The 18,455-nt window shown below is 51.4% G+C and carries 11 protein-coding genes; 5 read left to right on the top strand and 6 right to left on the bottom strand.

Annotated features, from left to right (window positions below):
* Positions 1-730 precede the first annotated feature (730 nt).
* A complete protein-coding gene (locus GSQ62_RS17840) occupies positions 731-1,681 on the top strand; it encodes an alpha/beta hydrolase (protein ID WP_161890767.1) in 951 nt (316 codons plus the stop codon).
* A 777-nt stretch (positions 1,682-2,458) separates the two neighbouring features.
* Here GSQ62_RS17840 and GSQ62_RS17835 read toward each other — a convergent pair.
* The 4 genes from GSQ62_RS17835 to GSQ62_RS17820 all read right to left on the bottom strand — a co-directional run bounded on the left by GSQ62_RS17835 (position 2,459) and on the right by GSQ62_RS17820 (position 9,253).
* Positions 2,459-5,944, bottom strand: coding sequence for a PAS domain-containing protein (locus tag GSQ62_RS17835; protein WP_161890766.1), 3,486 nt, complete (start codon positions 5,942-5,944; stop codon positions 2,459-2,461).
* 266 nt (positions 5,945-6,210) lie between these two features.
* Positions 6,211-6,405 carry a hypothetical protein gene (locus GSQ62_RS17830; protein WP_161890765.1) on the bottom strand — a complete coding sequence of 65 codons (195 nt, stop codon included), beginning with the start codon at positions 6,403-6,405 and terminating at the stop codon, positions 6,211-6,213.
* 360 nt (positions 6,406-6,765) lie between these two features.
* Complete coding sequence (locus tag GSQ62_RS17825; RefSeq protein ID WP_161890764.1) at positions 6,766-8,310, bottom strand: phosphatase PAP2 family protein; 1,545 nt, start codon at positions 8,308-8,310, stop codon at positions 6,766-6,768.
* Between the two features lie 4 nt (positions 8,311-8,314).
* Entirely contained in the window at positions 8,315-9,253 is a 939-nt protein-coding gene (locus tag GSQ62_RS17820; protein ID WP_161890763.1) for a hypothetical protein, read from the bottom strand.
* Positions 9,254-9,636: 383 nt separating this feature from the next.
* On the opposite strand from GSQ62_RS17820, the gene GSQ62_RS21195 reads away from it, so the two are divergent.
* On the top strand, positions 9,637-9,855 hold the full coding sequence (locus GSQ62_RS21195) for an ATP-binding protein (RefSeq protein ID WP_394351358.1): 219 nt from the start codon (positions 9,637-9,639) through the stop codon (positions 9,853-9,855).
* 19 nt (positions 9,856-9,874) lie between these two features.
* On the opposite strand, the gene GSQ62_RS17810 is transcribed toward GSQ62_RS21195, so the two are convergent.
* Complete coding sequence (locus tag GSQ62_RS17810) at positions 9,875-10,864, bottom strand: IS110 family RNA-guided transposase (RefSeq protein WP_161890761.1); 990 nt, start codon at positions 10,862-10,864, stop codon at positions 9,875-9,877.
* A 1,011-nt stretch (positions 10,865-11,875) separates the two neighbouring features.
* Between GSQ62_RS17810 and GSQ62_RS17805 the strand changes: the two genes are divergently transcribed.
* On the top strand, positions 11,876-14,500 hold the full coding sequence (locus GSQ62_RS17805) for a T9SS type A sorting domain-containing protein (RefSeq protein ID WP_202621796.1): 2,625 nt from the start codon (positions 11,876-11,878) through the stop codon (positions 14,498-14,500).
* A 953-nt stretch (positions 14,501-15,453) separates the two neighbouring features.
* On the opposite strand, the gene GSQ62_RS17800 is transcribed toward GSQ62_RS17805, so the two are convergent.
* Complete coding sequence (locus GSQ62_RS17800) at positions 15,454-15,669, bottom strand: hypothetical protein (RefSeq protein WP_161890759.1); 216 nt, start codon at positions 15,667-15,669, stop codon at positions 15,454-15,456.
* 366 nt (positions 15,670-16,035) lie between these two features.
* Here GSQ62_RS17800 and GSQ62_RS17795 point away from each other — a divergent pair, with 366 nt between their 5' ends.
* Positions 16,036-17,460 (top strand): APC family permease, encoded by a 1,425-nt coding sequence (locus GSQ62_RS17795; RefSeq protein ID WP_161890758.1) that lies wholly within the window; start codon positions 16,036-16,038, stop codon positions 17,458-17,460.
* A 300-nt stretch (positions 17,461-17,760) separates the two neighbouring features.
* Positions 17,761-18,306 carry an SAM-dependent methyltransferase gene (locus GSQ62_RS17790; RefSeq protein WP_161890757.1) on the top strand — a complete coding sequence of 182 codons (546 nt, stop codon included), beginning with the start codon at positions 17,761-17,763 and terminating at the stop codon, positions 18,304-18,306.
* Positions 18,307-18,455: the final 149 nt, after the last annotated feature.

Raw genomic sequence — 18,455 nt, 5'->3', positions numbered from 1 at the left:
GATTTATATAGTAAAAAAGAACCAGGTACCTGCTGACGGCAGTTGCCAATTTTTGCTTTGCTCCTATTGTTCACCTCTTCTCCACCGTGGTACCTCCCTATTAATCCTATCCCAATGGCATGTAGTAGAATTTGCAGGTGGGGGATTAGTAAAAAACACCTTCTCCTATAATGCTGAATGTTTGTCTGTATATATTAAGGTCAAATCTTAAGCGTTAAGATGTACTCGCGGTGAGATATTTGCCTCCTCCCTTAGTAGCCTTGCCCACAGCGAAAAGCCTAAAGCAGCAAATTCCACTACCAGCAGCATGGAAATAGTTTTATAGTTAACGATGACGAAGGCAAACGCTTAACTACGCATGAGCCTTTGAAGGCATATGCTAAAATTTTAAGATTCATTTTTTTGACATATGAATTATTATTCTTATGTTTAGAAGTGTACTTCATACATTTATCAACGAGGTAAAACTACTGCTTCATGAGATTGACGCTCCCTTCCTCAATGCAATACCCGCAGGTGCATTAGCGGAGCAGTCAAATGCCAACCTGAGTATATGAACGAAGTGGAGGGAACGGATGTGGGACAGCACTTTGGAGCCAGAAAATGCACAGACATCAGGTAAAGCCTTGCCTTTGGTTATTGATTAACACTCATGGAGAGGAACCTAAATCTTTGAAACGATGCAACTGATATAGATATTCTTAAACTTCCACCTATCAATCATCTCTCTATGGCTTACAAACTTATGAAGCTGGCCAAGACATGCATTATGGCCGCCTCGCTTGTCTCTGCTGCATCAGCAATGGCACAGGACGGCACGATCTACCCACTGGAAACCCCTGCAGAGCCCAAGGCCATTCCGCTCGGTACGGGCGGTGTCGAAGGACAGCCCGCGTCAGAGACTTGGTTCCGCCAGTGGGGCGACCCAATGGCGCGCAACATCTCCACTGCGACCCTCACCCCCTTCCTACCTAAACCTGGCAAGGCCAATGGCGCAGCCGTGATTGTGGCACCCGGCGGCGGTTTCAGGTGGCTTTCAATGGGAAACGAGGGATGGGAAGTCGCACAGGCACTTGCTGATAAAGGAATCGCCGCCTTTGTGCTCAAGTACCGGCTCCACCCGACCCCGGAGTCGCTCGACGATTTCACGGCATGGATGAACCGCCCCCGCCCGGCCGCCTCCGCTTCCTCCAACGCATCGCAGGGTACAACGGCGCCGAGCCCGCCGCAGCAGGACCTGTCTAACCAACTCGAGGACGCTGAGGCCGCCTACGCCATGATTCTCAAGCGGGCCAAGGAGTGGGGTGTCGATACCAGCAGAATAGGCATGATCGGCTTCTCGGCTGGCGCAGGCCTCACGATGCACTCCACACTCAACTCCAAAACCATGAAACTGGCCTTCATCGGTCCGATCTATGGCGGGATGGGACCGGTGGAGGTGCCGAAGAATGCTCCGCCCATGTTCAATGTCATCGCCACCGACGATTTTCTATTCCGCGGCCAGTTCGGTGTGATTGATTCCTGGTACAAGGCGGGCATTCCTGTCGAGTTCCACCTCTACCAGAATGGCGGCCATGGTTTCGGCCTCGGCAATCCCGATCGAACCAGTAACCGCTGGTTCGATGCCTTCATTCACTGGTTGGATGTCAATGCCTTTCTCACGGCCAGGTCCGGGAAGTAATGAGAAGGTCGCTTGAAAGTCGTGTATGAAGGCCAGGCTGCAGGTCTACTCCACCCTGGCCTTCGCCGCCGGCAGCGACACGGGCCACTCCTTTGATAACTACGAACTCAAGGAGGCGCTGGTGCGGGAAAGCACTCGCGTCCCGTTAGAGGCGGCTGGGTGACGAGGCCTCCCGTTCTCCTCTGGCTCTGTCTCGAAATTCCAACGTTTCAGCGATAAAGGAAAGCAGGCAGGTTAAACAGTCATTATTACGTGGAAGCTGTTTAGCGTTTCCGATTTTAGTGTCAAAACCTGCCGTTGTTGGTGTTTTCACCGACAACTATACTTTCACTAACAAGTTCTTGCTGGTGAAAACACACAGCAAGGGCATCATGTATCGATTTTTTGAAAACTCTAAACAGGTTCGTACCTTATAGCATCTCACAAATAAAATTTAATGTTTGTTTCAAGAGATGAGTAGGTGTGACTATCCCGACCGCAAAGCAGGGGAAGCCTTAAACATTTTTTGGCAGGATCACCTCATTAGTCATAGACGGGGAGTTAACAGGTAGCAAAGTCCCTCCTGATTACCCATGAGGTTCTTCTCATTCTCCCTTATTGTCCGTAAGAAAAGGTAGTCTATGCTCAGCAGCAGTATAATGCCGAACAAATAGGCTCCCTGAATTAAACTTCCTGATTTATCTTTCAAAAATTTTACTTCATCAACTGATTGTAAGATACGTTTGCTAACATTGTGAAGCGTCTAGCTTGATTTTACATTGACTTTGCATTGACTCTTTAAACTGGTATAGCAATAATTACCTGCGTACCTGAGCCTGATGGGGGAATTGAAACATCATAGGTTCCGTTCAGTAACTTCACCGTGTCTTTAATGCTGCGCAGGCCGATTCCCTTATGTGCCGACGACTTTTCCTGAATGCCGATACCATTGTCCCGCACTTTTAAGTAAATCAGCTCATCCTCCTGATAGATTAAAATCTTCGCGTCAGTAGCTTTTGAGTGATTTATGATGTTGTTGATCAGCTCTTGGCTGATCCGGTACAGGGCAAGCTCCTGATAAGCTTCTAAATCTGACTCAAACTTTTCTACTTCGCATTCCAGGCGTAAGCTTCCACCTTTAAATCTCCCGCACATTTCCATGATGGCCTGCTCCAAACCAAAATCGTTTAGGATAGAAGGCACCAGTTCATGGGACACGTTTCTGGTTTCGTTGATGGCATCTTTCAGCAGATTGTTTAGTTTGTGAACATATACCGCCGGTACTTTCTCGGCTAACTCATCCACAATCATTTTAGTAGCATATAGTGTCTGCGCCACTCCATTGTGCAGGGATACGGATATACGGCGGCGCTCTTCTTCCTGGGCTTCAAGAACAGCCATCAGCAATATTTTTTGCTGCCTTAACTTTAGGTTCAAGTTTTCTGCTTCGGCTTCCTTTCGCTTCGTAATATCCAGGTTAGTAGCCACCAGCCCGTCGTGTAACCGGACGAACGTGCTGGAAAACCACTTTTGAAAGCCATCATGGGAGTAAAAATACTCTAATTCTCTCGGTTGTCCCGTTTCCATTACCTGGAGCATTGTATCATACAATGCAGTCCTTTTGATACCCGGATATTCAGCGGCGTAAAGCTTCCCGACCAGGTCCTTTCGACCGGTCTCTCTTTCCAGTTCCTTGTTGATCAGCTCAATCCTGAAATCAAGGATGTTGCCGTCTTCATCCCGTACGGCTTTCATGATGGCCATACCCATAAGCGTTATATCAAATACAGTCTGTAATAAGTGTTTGCTTTCTATCAGCTCATCGGTACGAAAGACTACCTCCTGCTCCAGAATCTGTGCAAAGTTCCGTAAATGCTCCTCAGCCTCTTTCTGAAGCTGTATGTCGCTATTCATGCCAACCCACTTAACAACATGGCCTGCCGCATCCAGGATGGGGGTGGCCCTTACTTGAATCCACCGATAGGTTCCACTGGCTGCGTGCTTCAGTCTGAACTGTATATCAGCAATGCTTCTGGAAGCTACAAACTCCCGCCATTGTTCTTCGGCATGCACCCGGTCCTCCGGGTGGACAGCATTCACCCAACCATAGCCAATCCACTCCTCGAAGGTTTGGCCGGTATAGATCCGCCAGGAAGGGCTATCCACTTCTACTTCGCCAAGGGGATTGGTCTCCCAGGTAACCTGGGCATAAGACTCGACGAGGTTGCGGAAGCGCTGTTCGCTTTCCCGCAGGGCTTCTTCTGCTTTTTTGCGTTCGGTGATGTCGTTGAACACGATGGCAACCTGCCGGTTTTCAGTATTTCCCACACGAGAAGCAAAGACCTCATACCAGTGTTGGGTCCCCTTGTGAAAGTTCTCAAACCGAAGTGCTTCTCCCGTCTGCGCCACCTTATCATACTGCTCAATCCAATACGGCTCGGTGGCTGTAAGCTCACCGACAGTTTTTCCGGCTGCACTTTTAAGCCCTGTTTGCCGCTCAAAGCTTGGGTTTACTTCAACATAACGGAAGTCGTATGCCTTGCCTGCTTCGTTGTAAAGCATCTCAATGATGCAGAAGCCTTCATCGATGGAGTTGAAAAGTGTATAATACCGGTCGGTGGCACGCTGTGCTACTTCATCCTTCAGGTGGAGAATTTCCCGCTCGGCTTCTTTGCGTTCTGTGATGTCTGTTGTGATTGTCGCAACACCATCATGCAACTTAACTGTTGACTGATAGAACCAGCCTTCAAACTGCTCATGCACATAATGCCTTTCGCTTAGGTCGGGAACGCCGGTTTCAACTACCTGTTTAAATGTCTCGAAGATGCCTTCTTTTACTACCCCCGGATTCAAGGTCAGCAGGCTTTTGCCGATCACACCGCCAAAGAATTTCTCCGATGCACGGTTGTTTAAAATCCATATGAAGTCTATGATTTCTCCCTCTTCGTTTCGTACCGCTTTGAACACTTGTGTCATGTCCACTAAGTTATCGGTCGTTATTTGCAACAGCTCACGGTACTCCTGTAAAGCCTGCTCAATCTTTTTCTCTTCAGTGATGTCTTCTGTATTCATCACAAAGCCGTCCCCCATTTTGACGAGGGTTTGATGGAGCCAGCCGTTAAACTGCTCGTGGTTGTAATGCTGCTCATAGTCAACAGGGGTGCCGGTTTCCGTCACCTGCACAAACTGGTCGAACAGCCCCGTTTCAAGAACCCCTGGGTTTTCCTTCAAAAGGCTTTTGCCGACCACCGCATCACCGTACAGCTCCTTCCACCTCTTGTTGACCATCAACCAGGTAAAGTCGATTATTTTACCGGTTTCGTCTCTTTCGGCTTTAAATACCTGAACGGTGTATAAAGAGCTGTCCAGAACCGCTCGCAACAGGTCTTTACTTTCTTCTAATGCCTCCGACTTTTCTCTTGCTTCTTCCAGTGTGACGGCAAAAGTCTCTGTTTGCTGGGCTATGTCATATATCTCCCCCTGTTTCTGAACAGCCTTGGTTACCTCCAAGACCCGGTGGATGATGAATTCAATTTCACCTTTTTCATCTAATACCGGTATGTTGATGGGGCTCCAGTACTTTTCCTCGAAGCCACCTCCCAAATTAGCCGGTTGCGGCACATCATAATGCTGAATGGCCATGTGGTGCGGCTTCTTTGTCTGCCTTACCTGGTCTAAGGAAGCACGAAGATTCTTTACTGCATGGGCATCAGGAGCAGCCGGGTTGTCGGGGAATACGTCAAACATATACCTGCCCTCAATGTGCTTCCGCTCGGTAAGCGTAGCCTTCAGGTAAGCATCGCTTATAAGGTGAATGGTGTAGTCTCGGTTCAGGACGACACAAGGGTCGGGGACTTTCTCAATTACATCAGCGAGTCTTCGGCTATTTTTCTCGCCCTTTCTGAAAGCCTGTTCGCTCTTTTTCTGGTGGGCAGTATCCCGGCCTATGGCTAAAACACATTGTACCGAGCCATCGGCGGCTAAATCAGGTATAAGGCACGATTGCAAAATGTATTCTCCTGTTGCCGTAGCAAAGGTAAACTCGTGCTCAAGGGGCTGGCCCGTTTCAAAAACGGCTTTCAGCTTCTCAATCCAGAGGGCGGTAACCCACTCCGGCTGTCCAAGCTCTCGAATGGTTTTACCTATCAGCAAATCCTTTCTTATGCCTATTCTATCGGCAAAAGCCTGATTAGCAAAAGTCAAAACTAAATCTTTATCCCACTGCGAAATAGCGTCAGAAGATTTCTCAAAAGCTAAGCGGGCTAAAGTTGGGGTAAATTCCATTGCTGTGATTATGAATTACTGAATTCAGATTGCCGATATAAAGGTGGTAGGCATTAAAATAACATTATGACGTTCAGTGAAATAAATATTAAGTTTCTTTGACTAAACTACTGTATAGCAGCTACTATGCAAAGCAAATCGACAGGATAAATAAAGATATTCCATTCTCACACTTACAGAAACTCATTTACAGCCCCTAAGTCTCTGTGGATAAAGGTACTGTTTTGAAAGTCAAGGATTTCAGTTGAATTTTTCTTATCTTACCCTTACCTGAAAGAGAGCTCCTGGCCGAGAGGTGCGGGATGTTCATCTTGCGTAGCCCTGCTTTGCGGGGCTACTTTGCTTTCGTCTGCTCCGCAGACGCCTGAAGCCTCCAGGCTAAAGATGGCTTCCTTTGGGTCTGTCTCCCGCCCCAGGTACTCGTTTTCCTGCCAGGCCTCATCTTTCTTCCTACGTCCCAAGAATCTGGGGTATTTTGATACAAAGTGGCGGTCAATCCAGCTTCATAAGCAGTTGAGCAGCTAGCCTACAATGCGCACAATGGCACAGACAGGATTACTGGCCGCTCCCGTAGGAGACACACCAGCTGATAAACCTCTCTGCCTTCATACCACCACCTGGAAGAATGCTTTGAGGAAGTACGGTACTCACCTAACGATAGCTTCCCCTCATGACCCATGGGCTTCAAAGCAAGAAGTGCCTGGGGCCATACCTGGAGATGATAGAGCTGGAAGGGCTGATGGGGAAAAACAAAGCCTCTCCCATATGGAGAGGCTTTGTCGCTGTCTATATATTCTGTGTGCTTACCGGCTATCAAGCCATCAATCTGCCCCGTCTGTTCTGGCTCGGGCAATAGCGTAATCGCCCACTTTTTTACCGGCATCCAGGCCTTCCTGGCAGTCAGCGCGGTAGTGGATGCCCCCGTACATGCGAGAATCAGAAGCTTCCTGTGCCATGGCCTGAAAAGCATTGGCTCGTTCCGGGATAAGATGACCCAATACAGCTGCCGCCGCTCCACTGAAAGTAGAATGACCGGATACATAAGCAGGGAAGTTAGGTACTCCGGTGAGTGTTTTGATTTTTGGGTTTAACTGGCAAGGTCTGGCATTGAAGTAATAGAACTTGGTATTCCAGCATAGAATGGCTGCATCCATTAAGGCAGCATTTAAAAGTGCATAGTTGCGCGCCCACCGAACCTCACTGTAGTGCTTCTTTACGAACTCCTCAGTGGCAATGGCATTCCAATGGCCTGGTGGTGTTGAGGTGCCCACTCCGTCAGCCCAGAAGTTTACAATGCGCATCCGCTCCCGCGTGGGGTTTGTGGTGTAGCCCAGCACCTCATCCAGCTCTTTGTGCATTTGCTCAGAAGTAGCGGATGGCGGAGGGCCAGGGCGTAAGGAAGGCACATCTGCCCTGTCGAACAGCAAAGGCTTCACATCGCCGAAAACCGGCAGCATGGGCGGGCGCTTTGGCGTTTCCAAAGACAACCAGGGCGTTTCGCCTCTTGCTTTGCAATCGTCCTCCAGCTTCGTCCACAGCTCCGGCGTGCCGCCTGCTGCGCCCATGCCATCCGCCTTCGCCCGCTGGATGACTTTCCTGGCCACCCACCTGCCCAGGGAGTCCCCAGCCGTCACATCACTGCGCACATTGGCCCCGCTCCACAGGCGGTAGTTTTTCTCCTCTTCGGCCATCCTGGTGAGGTAGGCGATATCAGCCGGGAACAGGAGCTTCATCATTTCCAGGGAGGCTCCGGCAACCACGGCATCCTCCGAGGGATAGGCCGCTAACTCACTTTTAGGTACGGCCGTTTTGATGGAGGTATCCACCTGGTAAGGAGCCGCCCGCCTGTGCTCGTTCTTAAAGTGATGCGCCATCACAAGCGCATCATACTGCGCCGCGCTCACGTAGGCGTAGGCCCTGGCTGCATAGGGCGGGTTGGAGAAGGGAAACACGGGGTAAGCAAAGGGATTGGCGGCACTTGGTGCCGGGTAGGTGTTGTCGGGGTTTTGGTAGGGGGGCAGATTGTGTTTGGCCACCAGCTCCCGCATGATTTCATTCCACCGCAACACGCTGCCCACTTTCCAGTAGTCAATGATCCGTTGCTGGTCTGAAGTCAAGCTGGCCGTCAGCGCCTTGAGTTCCGTCAGTTCCTGCTGGTAGGCAGCCGAGGCAGTGGCCTCCGGGGCAGGAAGCGGAAAGTCAGCCGCAGAGGCTACGATGAGCGGGGTCCAGGTGCCGGCGTCTGCGTCCGTCTGGGCTGGCTGCAGGGCCTGGTAGCTGGCATTGGCCTCCACAATGTCTTCGTCACAAGACGCCAGGTGCAGGAGGCAAAGGCAGGACAATAGGATAGCGAAGGGCTTCTTCATAGGGTTAATTTTTTGCGGTGTTTGGGGTAAAGTCAAGGATGTAGTCTACCCCAGCCAAGAAGCCGGTAGACTGGCCAACGTTGCGGCCCGCCAGCGTGTGCCAGGCGGCGGCGTGGAGGCCCAGGGCAGGGAGGCGGACCAGGTAGTGTTTCGCCTCAAGGCCCACTCTCGTGCTGTTCATCCGGTTGCTCACGAATGGCATGTCGTTCTTGCGGATGTCAAACCCACCAAATGTGGTCATCTTGTCGACAAAGGCCTCTGCAACGGTCCGGCTGCTGAGGTAGCCGGTGCGCAGCTGGAAGTTCCCGGCATCCGGCATGTCCACCTCGCTGGAGTTGATGAGACGGTCCGTGTAGTAGGCCGAACGGTCTATCTCTACATTGCCCCGGCGCAGGTAAGCGCCCGAGAGTGTCAGGCTGACTCTGCCCACCTGCAGGTCGGAGATCAGCCTGCCGCTGAGGACCTGGCTGCCCAGGCCAATGCTCATTGGCAGGAACTCGATGTTGTAGTCGTTGGTGGGGGTGGAGAAGCCGCCGACGGCAAGAAGGGACACTTTCTGCCTGTTGCCCTGCCATTGCAGGGCCCTCCACTTGACGGCTAGCCCCAAGTCCTGAAAACCGCTCAGGCCAGCTAAAGTGCCCTGGCTGGCCTGCGTGCTGACGTAGGGCAGGGTGGCCATCAGGTTCAGGTTCTTCCTCAGCCCGTAGTTGAGCATGAGCGCAGCGGACTTGGCCGAAACCTGGCCCATGTTCCCGTTGTCCCGCTTGAAGGTGCCCTCCCAGTAGTCAGTCCAGCTGCTGTAGCTCACGGTGCCCGCCACGCACAGTCTCCGCTCGCCCATCATCAGGGCATCCTGCTCGGTCTGGGCATAGGAGAGAACAGGGAGAAAGCCCATACAGAGGGTCGTGAATCCCAGGAGGAGCGGGTAAAAAACGCTTTTCATAAGTGGTCGGTTGAAGGTGAAAGGAAGAGGGCGCCAGGAAAAAGCAGGCTTTCAGCCCCTGCCTACGTGAGAGGTGTTTGACTGTGGGTGGTGCAAGATGAAAGAGCACGGCTATGAGCGTCCAATGAACTCAAAATAGTCAGGGAAGGTGCTGTGTTTCATATGCTGCTTTTACCACGATGAAATATAAAATCTTTCTACTTTATCAGCAACACTAGAAAAGAAAATATTTATTCGTCAAGAACAAATATGAGTTAATGGGATGGCATTTAGAAGGTGAGAATGCTTCTGCTTTTGAGGAAATGCCACCTGAAGCTTTCTCTGGTCATTTTTATCTGCATCAGGAAACGGAACTATAGGCATACCCCTACGCTCTTTGTTCGATCGGCTCACTGAAGCCAGGAGAGAGGCTGGAAGGAAAACACTCCACCGGTTTGGGCATGTCCATCGCCAAGCGAATCATCGAGCTGCACGGCGGCAGGATTTGGATAGAGGGCGAGGAGAACAAGGGCACATCTAATTTCTTGGGTATCCCCAAAAGGCCGAGGCGAAGCCGCCCTTACGGAGCAGCCACATTAGATACTCTCTTTCCTGCTTGGTAAACATGAACTGTGTAAAAAGTCAAGCTCTGGCGGCCATAATATTTGCAAAATCAGCCTGATAAGGTGTGCCTGATTTAACAATGGCAAAAGCCTGCTTCAGGAGCTTGTTGCAGACCGCGATCAGCGCTAGTTTACCGTTCTTACCTTTGGCCACGAGCCGGTCGTAGAGTGCTTTACAGGCCGCGTTTGATTTCTTTGCAGAGAAGCTGCACATAAATAACTTGCCTCTGATCAGGCCTCCGCCCATCTTGGTGATGCGCACCTTACCTCTGATACTGGTGCCGGAGGTGTACTCCCTGGGCGAGAGACCGGCCTTGGCAATGAGCTGCCGGTAGTTGTTCATATCTTTAAAGCCGCCGGCAAACAAAAGCAGCATAGCGGCTGTCTTTCTGCCAATGCCTGGGATAGAACTCAGCAGCTTCATCTCCTTGCTAAAGGCCTTTTCCAAAGAAGCCACCAGTTCATCCTCCATTCGCCTAACCTGTCTTTCGAGCATCTTCAGCGTCTGCTTCAGGCTTTTGACAGCCAATCCACTCGTCACTGGCTGCCCTTGTAAAGCTTCTAAAGAATTGGTGACCATGATCTTTTGCTTGATGAGCTGCTCAATCACCTGCTCCAGTTGCCTGCACTCCACGATGACCCGCTCCTCCGGCTGCCACTGTTTTACTTCACTTTGCTGGCCATAGCGCATGATCCACTGGGCATCTTTCCGGTCGCTCTTGCCTTTGCCCAGGTGCATCTGGATGTAGCGCCTGATGATGACCGGATTCACCACGACCACCCGCGCCCCCTGCTCGACCAGGTAGTAAGCCAGCTGCAGGTAATAGATGCCAGTCGCCTCCATGACATACAGGCTGTCTGCTCCGCAGCACTTGATCAGCTGTTTGAAGCCGGTCTTGTTGTTTTCTGTCTCCAGGTGCTGTGTCTTGCCATCTCTCATGTGACAACCGGCCAGCGAGTCTTTACTTACATCAATACCCACTACTTTTGGTCTTGCTTGTGTGTCCATAGTTTCAAGAGGTTAGTAAGTGTAACAGGGTAAGCTTAAAGAGGAGACTATGGTAGCATTCTCTATCCTGATGCAAGCTTCAACGCTTTATGGAACTGTCCAAAGTAACCATAGAAAAGGAAGGGGATTCTCATGTTAAACAGGTTCTTGAGACCAAATAACAGTCAAAATCTTTATCCTTCCTTTCTGCTCTTTGTATACAAGTTAATACACAATGACAAACATAGGATAACAGACGTTATAGAATAAGGAAGGCTCCCCGTAATGAAGAGCCTGGCAGTTTAATCCTTTCTTTTTTCATCTAACAATACCGGTGAATCATGACACGTCGCCAGGCGGCCGAACAGTTATTTCGATTTGCTTGATTTCAGTCAGCGTTACCTCAGACTGCTCCAGGACAAGACAACCTCGCTTGATTCCAGTTTCCTTCAGGTAGCAGGCTTTTTGAAAGCAAAAACTGCATCCTCTTAGCTTTTGTAAAAATTTGAGCCTAAGGGCCTGATGAGAAAAAGGTGCTGGTGGCGTTTATGGTAGAGGGGCATGGGGTAAGCCATCCTCACACCTGTAAGGCAGTGAGCCAGCCCAGGCTAATGATGCTACTTATAACGCGCAACAACTCAGTCACCGGTAGTGAAAAACCCTTCTACCGGCTTTTGGCGGGCTTTTACTCTTGCAAGTCAGAATCATACAGAGGTGCGCCGGGAGGCGGAGGAATGGAGGCAGAATTATAACTGTCCCCGTCGGCACCGGGTCCTTAGCTGCAGAGCCCCGGCTGATTTACCGGGAGAGCAACAAAATGAAATAGCAACTTTTGGATGGCTCAGGATTCGGCGATATCATACAACAGCATGATTGATCCATTCTTTTAATGCCCATAATCGATTTGGAAACATAGAAAGCGGTCTTTTTTATTAACCTAAATTTAATATTATGCCAAATTCATCTACTAATTCATTTTTAAGGATTAGACTATTGCTCTTGTCCCTGCTTCAACTGGCCTTCATACCATCCATGGCCCAAATAGTATGGCCGTCCGGGCAGCTTCTCCCTTCCTTTCCCCCTTCAGCACAGATACAGGACCTGATTATTCTCCGTGAAACGCCGTCACGCTGGGAAGCTGAAGGGCCGTCCATAGGCCACAACACCGGTCGCCTGGAGACCGACGGGTGGCTCTGCCAAACCGGAATCGATGCCCCCAATCAGCATATGGTTTACGGGCCTTACGAGAGGAGCCTGCCGGCAGGGCCTAACACTGCCGAGTTTCGGATGAAAGTGGACAATAACACTGCCAACAACGATCCGATAGTGGATATTGATGTCCGAAACGCCACCACCGGCGAGACCCTCGCCTCACAGACCCTTACGCGCCTGCAGTTTCCCATAGCCGGAGACTACACTAATTTTACCTTGCCGTTCACCTTGCCAGCCGATAATCAGTCAGTCGAACTGCGCATATACTGGCATGGCACTTCCTATACCAAAGTGGACTGGGTTGGCGTTCAGCAAAACAACTCCTCTGCCGAGATGTACCTGTTTGCCTCTCTGAAGGGCATCGTAAACCGGACACAGCCACGTATCTTCTCCTATGAAGGTGATGCGTTTGCGGAAGGGCCTCACACCTGGTTGCAGTCTCTGGGCCTGGGCTGGTCTGAGCCCGCCAACAAATGGGACCTTATCGCTAAATACCGTCAGGAAATCTCCGGTCTGATCGTTTACGACCCTGCACAAACCCACACGGTGAACCTGGCAACGATGCTGGCGAAAGACCAGAAAGCGCTCATTGCCTCGCCACTGTTGTTATCTCGGCTAAGCGCTGCCCCCTATAATCTACCAGTGCTGCTTGATCTGCGCGGCCAGTTTAGCAGCAAGCTGCAGGTGTACCAGACAATTTATGACACTTACTGGCCAAAGCTTGACCACCGTTTGCTAATCGGGCTGAACCCGGATGCGCACAAGGCGGCCTTGCGTGAATATGCAACCGCGCTGGGTGCACCGGTTATATGGCTTGACCCTAAAGTGGCCGCTGAGAGTGAGCTGCTTAACAGCTTTTTGTCCTCCATGCCGGCCGGTTCAAACTATATGGGGTGGTGGCCGGAGGAGGAGCCAGGCGTATCAAGAGCGTCCTCGTACGGTATCTCAACCATCGCTAGCGACTGGGCCACCAACCTGACGGTTCATAGCGGTATGCCAAGGACAGTGAATACCAAACCGATACCTCCCAAACCGGCACTGCAAAACAAAATCTACGTCGCTTTCATATTAAGTGACGGGGATAATCTGCAGTACGTCGAGCACCTGATGCGCAAGCTCTGGAATAATCCCGACCGCGGCGCTGTTCCGATCGGATGGACCCTGTCGCCTGCCATGCTTGATGCGATGCCGGGTGCACTGAACTACTACTGGCAGAGCTCCACTGCCAATGATAACTTGATATCAGGCCCTTCAGGATACGGCTACGCCTACCCCAACAGCTTCCCAGACCAAAGTTCGCTGGATCAGTTTGTCGCTAAAACCGAAGACTACAACCGCCGTGCTGGTTTCCGGGTTGTCACCGTCTGGAACACCATCACAGGGGGCATTGACCAGAATGTGGGAGAAAGCTTCGCCGCCAACGCACCCTCACGGCTTGGCCTGACCGCCCAGAACACAGGGGGAGGGTTGAGCATATATAAGCAGAGCCTGCCGGGAATGGCGCTTTCCTGTAACTATTGCACGAACGAGCAGGCTATGAAGGATCACATTGCCACCGCCTCTTCCGAGTGGGATGGAGCCTCGCCACGCTTCGTGATCATACAGGCACAGCCGTGGCAGGATGTGAAGCCCACGGATTTCAAGAATGTGGCTAACTCCCTGGGCAGTGACTATGTGGTGGTACGTCCGGATCATATCTTCCAGCTTATCCGTGAGGCAAACGGGCTTCCTGTTGACCCCGGAAGCGGCCCTTTGGGTGAAGACATCACCAACCTCGGGGGAACGGTAAGCGCTCAATATCAAACAGGCTCTTCGGCGGGTGAAAAACATACGAAACTGATTGACAACAACATCAACACCAAGTATTTGGTCTCCTATCCTTCTGTCTGGGTGCAGTATAAGGCACCTACAAGTCATGTAGTGACAAACTACACCATCACATCGGCAAACAACGACCCTGAGCGGGATCCTCTTGCCTGGACATTGCAGGGTTCCAACGACGGAAGCAGCTGGACTACAATCGACAACCGATATAACGAAGACTTCCCTAACCGATCCCAAACCAGGACCTTCCACTTCAATAACAATCTGAGCTATATATATTACCGGTTCAACTTCTCTAATAACAGCGGGACATTTCTTCAGCTGGCCGAGATTGAGTTGTATGGGAGAACTTCAGCGGCAGGCGTAAGTGCCGCCAGCGAGCTCAGGGCGACAACGAAAGAAGAGGAACTTTCCATATACCCGAACCCCGCCAGCGATGAGTTGGCTATAACCGGTTTGGAGGCAAACACCGAAGTGGCGGTCTACGACCTTTACGGGAAAACAGTTTTAAACAAAACAAAGCTGTCACCAGACCGGCCTGTGATCAATATAGAGTCGCTCAAGCCCGGAATTTATCTGCTTAAAGCAGAAGGCAAGGGATTAAAGTTTGTGAAAGAGTAACTGATCAAACTAAACAGCTCTTCTCCTTCTACAGTTTCTCTGGCGTTATAGAGCAAGGAAGGCTCCTCATCACGGGGAGCCTTCTTTTTTGTAGCCTATGACACTTCTTGTGTAAAGCAGACTCCTCTATACTGCCGTTCAATGGACGTTTACTGCCTCTCTCCCACCTGCAGATATTTTTCCGCATCCTCTAAATCTTTGTGGACATGGTTCGATAATTCACACCTCCGGTCTACTATAGCAAAAAAACCGCTCCTTGTCAAATGGAGCGGTTTTTTGGTTCGATAGAATCGCCGGTTTCCCCTTCGGTTAACCCAGCTGTCAGTGCGGCGGCATGCTTTATCGACTACTCTGAGAGCTGTATCAATAGCTCCCGCCTTACCCCCCGCTCTACATCAACAGTATCTGCCGAATGTATCCTTGCCGCCAATGAATCGGCTCCGGTATGTCTTTGCAGCTCCTTATCGGACATGTTCTGCAAAGTATCCAGCGCCATACCAGTGCCTGCTCCAACAACATCCTCGAAATCTCTCTGCAGGCCGTTCCCTGCAGAGCAGGACGCCGCACCCAAGGCTATGGCCACCTATAATATCTTCTTTATCTTCTTTCAGTGTTTTCCCTTTCTATATTTAGGTGGCGGACCCTAGAAGGGTCAAGAACTACGCCACCTTTCCATTCTACCCGCAGTTCTGTGCTTTGCCCTGAGAATGAATATCTAAGGCCCTGTCTGTTCATAGCGCCGCTGTTGCTGTTACCTTACCGCCGTTTGTTATGGCGACCTCTATCCCAAAACGCCAAGAGGAGCAGAGCCATTGGGTATCTTTACATCTACTCCAGCCTTGGGACAGTAAATGGAAGCGGATGCCCGCAAATGGCAGCAAAAGCCATGGGAGGGCTTAGGCTCACTCACGGCCATTACCGAATACTCCTAAAGCAGCTGCGGGGGTGGTGCATTATTGTTTCTCTGCCTTCTTTATCGCCGCTTCGTTGTCGCCCAGCTCCTGGTCGAAATCAGGCATGCCGTCCTGGGTCCATCTCATCACCCTGGCACGAGTGTGGCGGTTAGGGTCGTACAGCGGCTCGCCCGCTATCTCCTCATAGTCACGGGCGTGGGGGTGTCCGTGAAAGCTACCGGACACCCCCACGCCCCATGCATGTGCTTCCTGCAAGGATAGCCGCTGGCTGCAGGGGCAACCTGTCCCGGGAGCGGTGCCTAGTGCTCCCGGGCGGGAACGTGAGGCTGTTTTCCAGCTTGAACGGCTAAGGGGTACGGTGCGTAAAGGCGGGGGATGCGGGACGCAGCCTCGTTGAACGCCTCGGGTGTCTTGGAGTGGATGGTCACCGATGAGCAAAGGAAAGAGAGGCCTGACTTGGCTGGCTTCCTGTAAGGCGATACGCCCATATGATTGAGCCGCACCCGCCGACGATATCAAATGGGTTTTGCAACACATGCCTCCTATACAGGGCTTCTTGCTGCCATTCAACCAATAGGCTATGGCTCACGTATCTGAAACACCACCTCTTATCTCATCCCGATGCATGAGAAACCATGGCTGTCAAAACCCGGAAGTCCGCAAGGCAGCGTCGGACACAAACATGTAGAAGGCAAAAGCGGTGAGCCGAAGCCTGCCCTAAGTTTCGCCGATGCGGTGGCAGTTATCATAGGCATCGTCGTAGGCGCGGGCATATTTCGCACGCCTTCGCTCGTGGCGGCCAACTCCGAAAGCAGCACCTCGTTTCTGTTGACCTGGATATTGGGCGGGGCTGTGTCCCTGGTCGGGGCACTATGCTATGCCGAGCTCACCACCACCTATCCCCACACCGGCGGCGATTACCATTTCCTGAGGCAGGCCTTCGGCAGACGGCTCTCCTTTCTGTTTGCCTGGGCACGGATGAGCGTCATCCAGACGGGCTCCATCGCCCTGCTGTCCTTTATCATCGGGGATTACCTGGCACAGATTCACAGCATGGGCGAGTTCACTTCTGCCCTGTACGCTGTTCTGGTGGTGGTGGCCTTAACAGGCATCAACATCATCGGGGTGAGAGTGGGAACATCCGCCCAAAATATCCTAGTGACGCTGGAGTTGCTCGGAATCCTGATCATCTTGGGAGCCGGGTTCTTCTTCGCTCCGGCCGCGTCATCCCCCCTTGCCACAGAACCCACCCCAGAGCAGGGTAACTCCTTAGGTTTAGCCATGGTGTTTGTGCTGCTGACATTCGGGGGTTGGAACGAGGCGGCCTATATTTCCGCAGAACTGAAGACGGGGCGAAGAGGCATGGCAAAGGTGCTGGTTTCAAGCATCTTGATAATCACAGCCATATATGCCCTCATCAATGTAGCGTATCTACATGTACTCGGGCTCAGCGGCATCGCGCAGTCAGAGGCTGTGGCAGGAGACCTGATGCGGCGTACATTCGGAGAGGGGGGCGTAGTGCTGATCGGGCTCATCGTAACCGTTTCGGCACTGACCTCCGTCAATGCCACCATATTCACGGGTGCCCGCACCAATTATGCCCTGGGCAGGGACTTTAAGATTTTCGGGGCGCTTGGCAAGTGGAACCCCCAGACGTCCACCCCTGTGAATGCCTTCGTGGTGCAGGGCGCCATATCACTGGCGCTTATAGGCTTGGGCCTGTTCACAAGGAACGGCTTCGAGACAATCGTGGAATACACAGCACCAGTCTTCTGGTTTTTCCTGATGATGGTGGGCATTTCCCTGTTTGTGCTGCGCAGGAAGAACCCCCTACGGGAACGCCCCTTTCCCGTGCCTTTCTACCCTGTCACGCCTTTAATTTTTTGTCTTACGAGCGCCTACCTCTTTTATTCAAGCTTAGCCTATACCGGGCTTGGGGCTTTGGTGGGAGTGATAGTGCTGCTGTTGGGCATCCTTCTTCTTCTGACCCTGCCCATGATCGATAAAGCGCTGCCTGCAGAGGTTGCGCCTGGCAGCGGCAACTGAACATATCTTACCGCAACGGACAATTCACTAAAACAACTCCTCCGTTGCTTCCCGCTGCAACAAGTCCCGGTTAGATGGTTATTCTCGTTAATTCGTATTCATTATCAGCAGCATACAACTGAAAACCAATGGATTCGTAACTAAATGAGTTTTAGCCTGAGAAGAGGCGAGTGCGGATGCACCTTGTGGCTTAATTAACAACTGAAAGCGGCCTGCGACACAGGCCGTGCCTAAAAGCGTGTTGCAGAAGGCGGTACTTACTTGTTGTCTATAAATTCTATTCACTTTAATACCGAAAGCATGAGAGTATCTATGTATTCCCGCTTTGCGTTTCTCCTAATTGCCTTTTGTGCGGCCGCCTTTGTGCAGCCCCAGGGGGCTGTGGCACAGGACCTGGATGTGCCCTATGTACCCACAAGCCAGGAGGTAGTGGACGCCATGCTTGAATTGGGCAAGGTTACAAAAGATGATGTCCTGTATGATTTGGGCTGCGGCGACGGGCGCATTGTGGTCACGGCTGCCAGGCAGTACGGCACAACGGGCACAGGTGTGGATATAGACCCGGAGCGTATCGAGGAAGCGAACGCCAATGCGAGAGAAGCCAACGTTGCCGATAAGGTTAAATTCGTGGAAGGCAATCTGTTTGACGTGGATCTCAGTGATGCCACCGTCGTCACGCTTTATCTTCTGCCCAGCGTCAACCTGAAGCTTCGCCCGAAACTGCAGCAGCTAAAGCCCGGTACCCGCATTGTTTCGCACGCTTTCGACATGGGCGACTGGAAACCGGATCAGACCGTACAGGTAGGTGGCTCCACCATTTTCCTCTGGACTGTCCCGCAGCGTTGATTACACAGCCTCTTCATTGAATATGGCAGAAGAATTGCAGTAGAGAAATCATCTACTTACTCCCAAAGGATACAGGTGTCATAGCGGATTTCAGTTTTTAGACACTCCCAGCGCAGCTTAAGCCCCTGACACATTAAATTTACAGAAAT

It is taken from the genome of Pontibacter russatus (assembly GCF_009931655.1).
GTDB classification, from domain to species: Bacteria; Bacteroidota; Bacteroidia; order Cytophagales; family Hymenobacteraceae; genus Pontibacter; species Pontibacter russatus.
The sequence above is the reverse complement of the archived record's forward strand: the minus strand, read 5'-3'. Positions and strand labels throughout refer to the sequence as shown.

Coding starts and splice junctions, on each gene's coding strand:
- GSQ62_RS17835 (WP_161890766.1), bottom strand. CDS start 5,944: ATGGAATTTACCCCAACTTTAGCCCGCTTAGCTTTTGAGAAATCTTCT.
- GSQ62_RS17790 (WP_161890757.1), top strand. CDS start 17,761: ATGAGAGTATCTATGTATTCCCGCTTTGCGTTTCTCCTAATTGCCTTT.
- GSQ62_RS17805 (WP_202621796.1), top strand. CDS start 11,876: ATGGCCCAAATAGTATGGCCGTCCGGGCAGCTTCTCCCTTCCTTTCCC.
- GSQ62_RS17795 (WP_161890758.1), top strand. CDS start 16,036: ATGCATGAGAAACCATGGCTGTCAAAACCCGGAAGTCCGCAAGGCAGC.
- GSQ62_RS17825 (WP_161890764.1), bottom strand. CDS start 8,310: ATGAAGAAGCCCTTCGCTATCCTATTGTCCTGCCTTTGCCTCCTGCAC.
- GSQ62_RS17840 (WP_161890767.1), top strand. CDS start 731: ATGGCTTACAAACTTATGAAGCTGGCCAAGACATGCATTATGGCCGCC.
- GSQ62_RS17810 (WP_161890761.1), bottom strand. CDS start 10,864: ATGGACACACAAGCAAGACCAAAAGTAGTGGGTATTGATGTAAGTAAA.
- GSQ62_RS17820 (WP_161890763.1), bottom strand. CDS start 9,253: ATGAAAAGCGTTTTTTACCCGCTCCTCCTGGGATTCACGACCCTCTGT.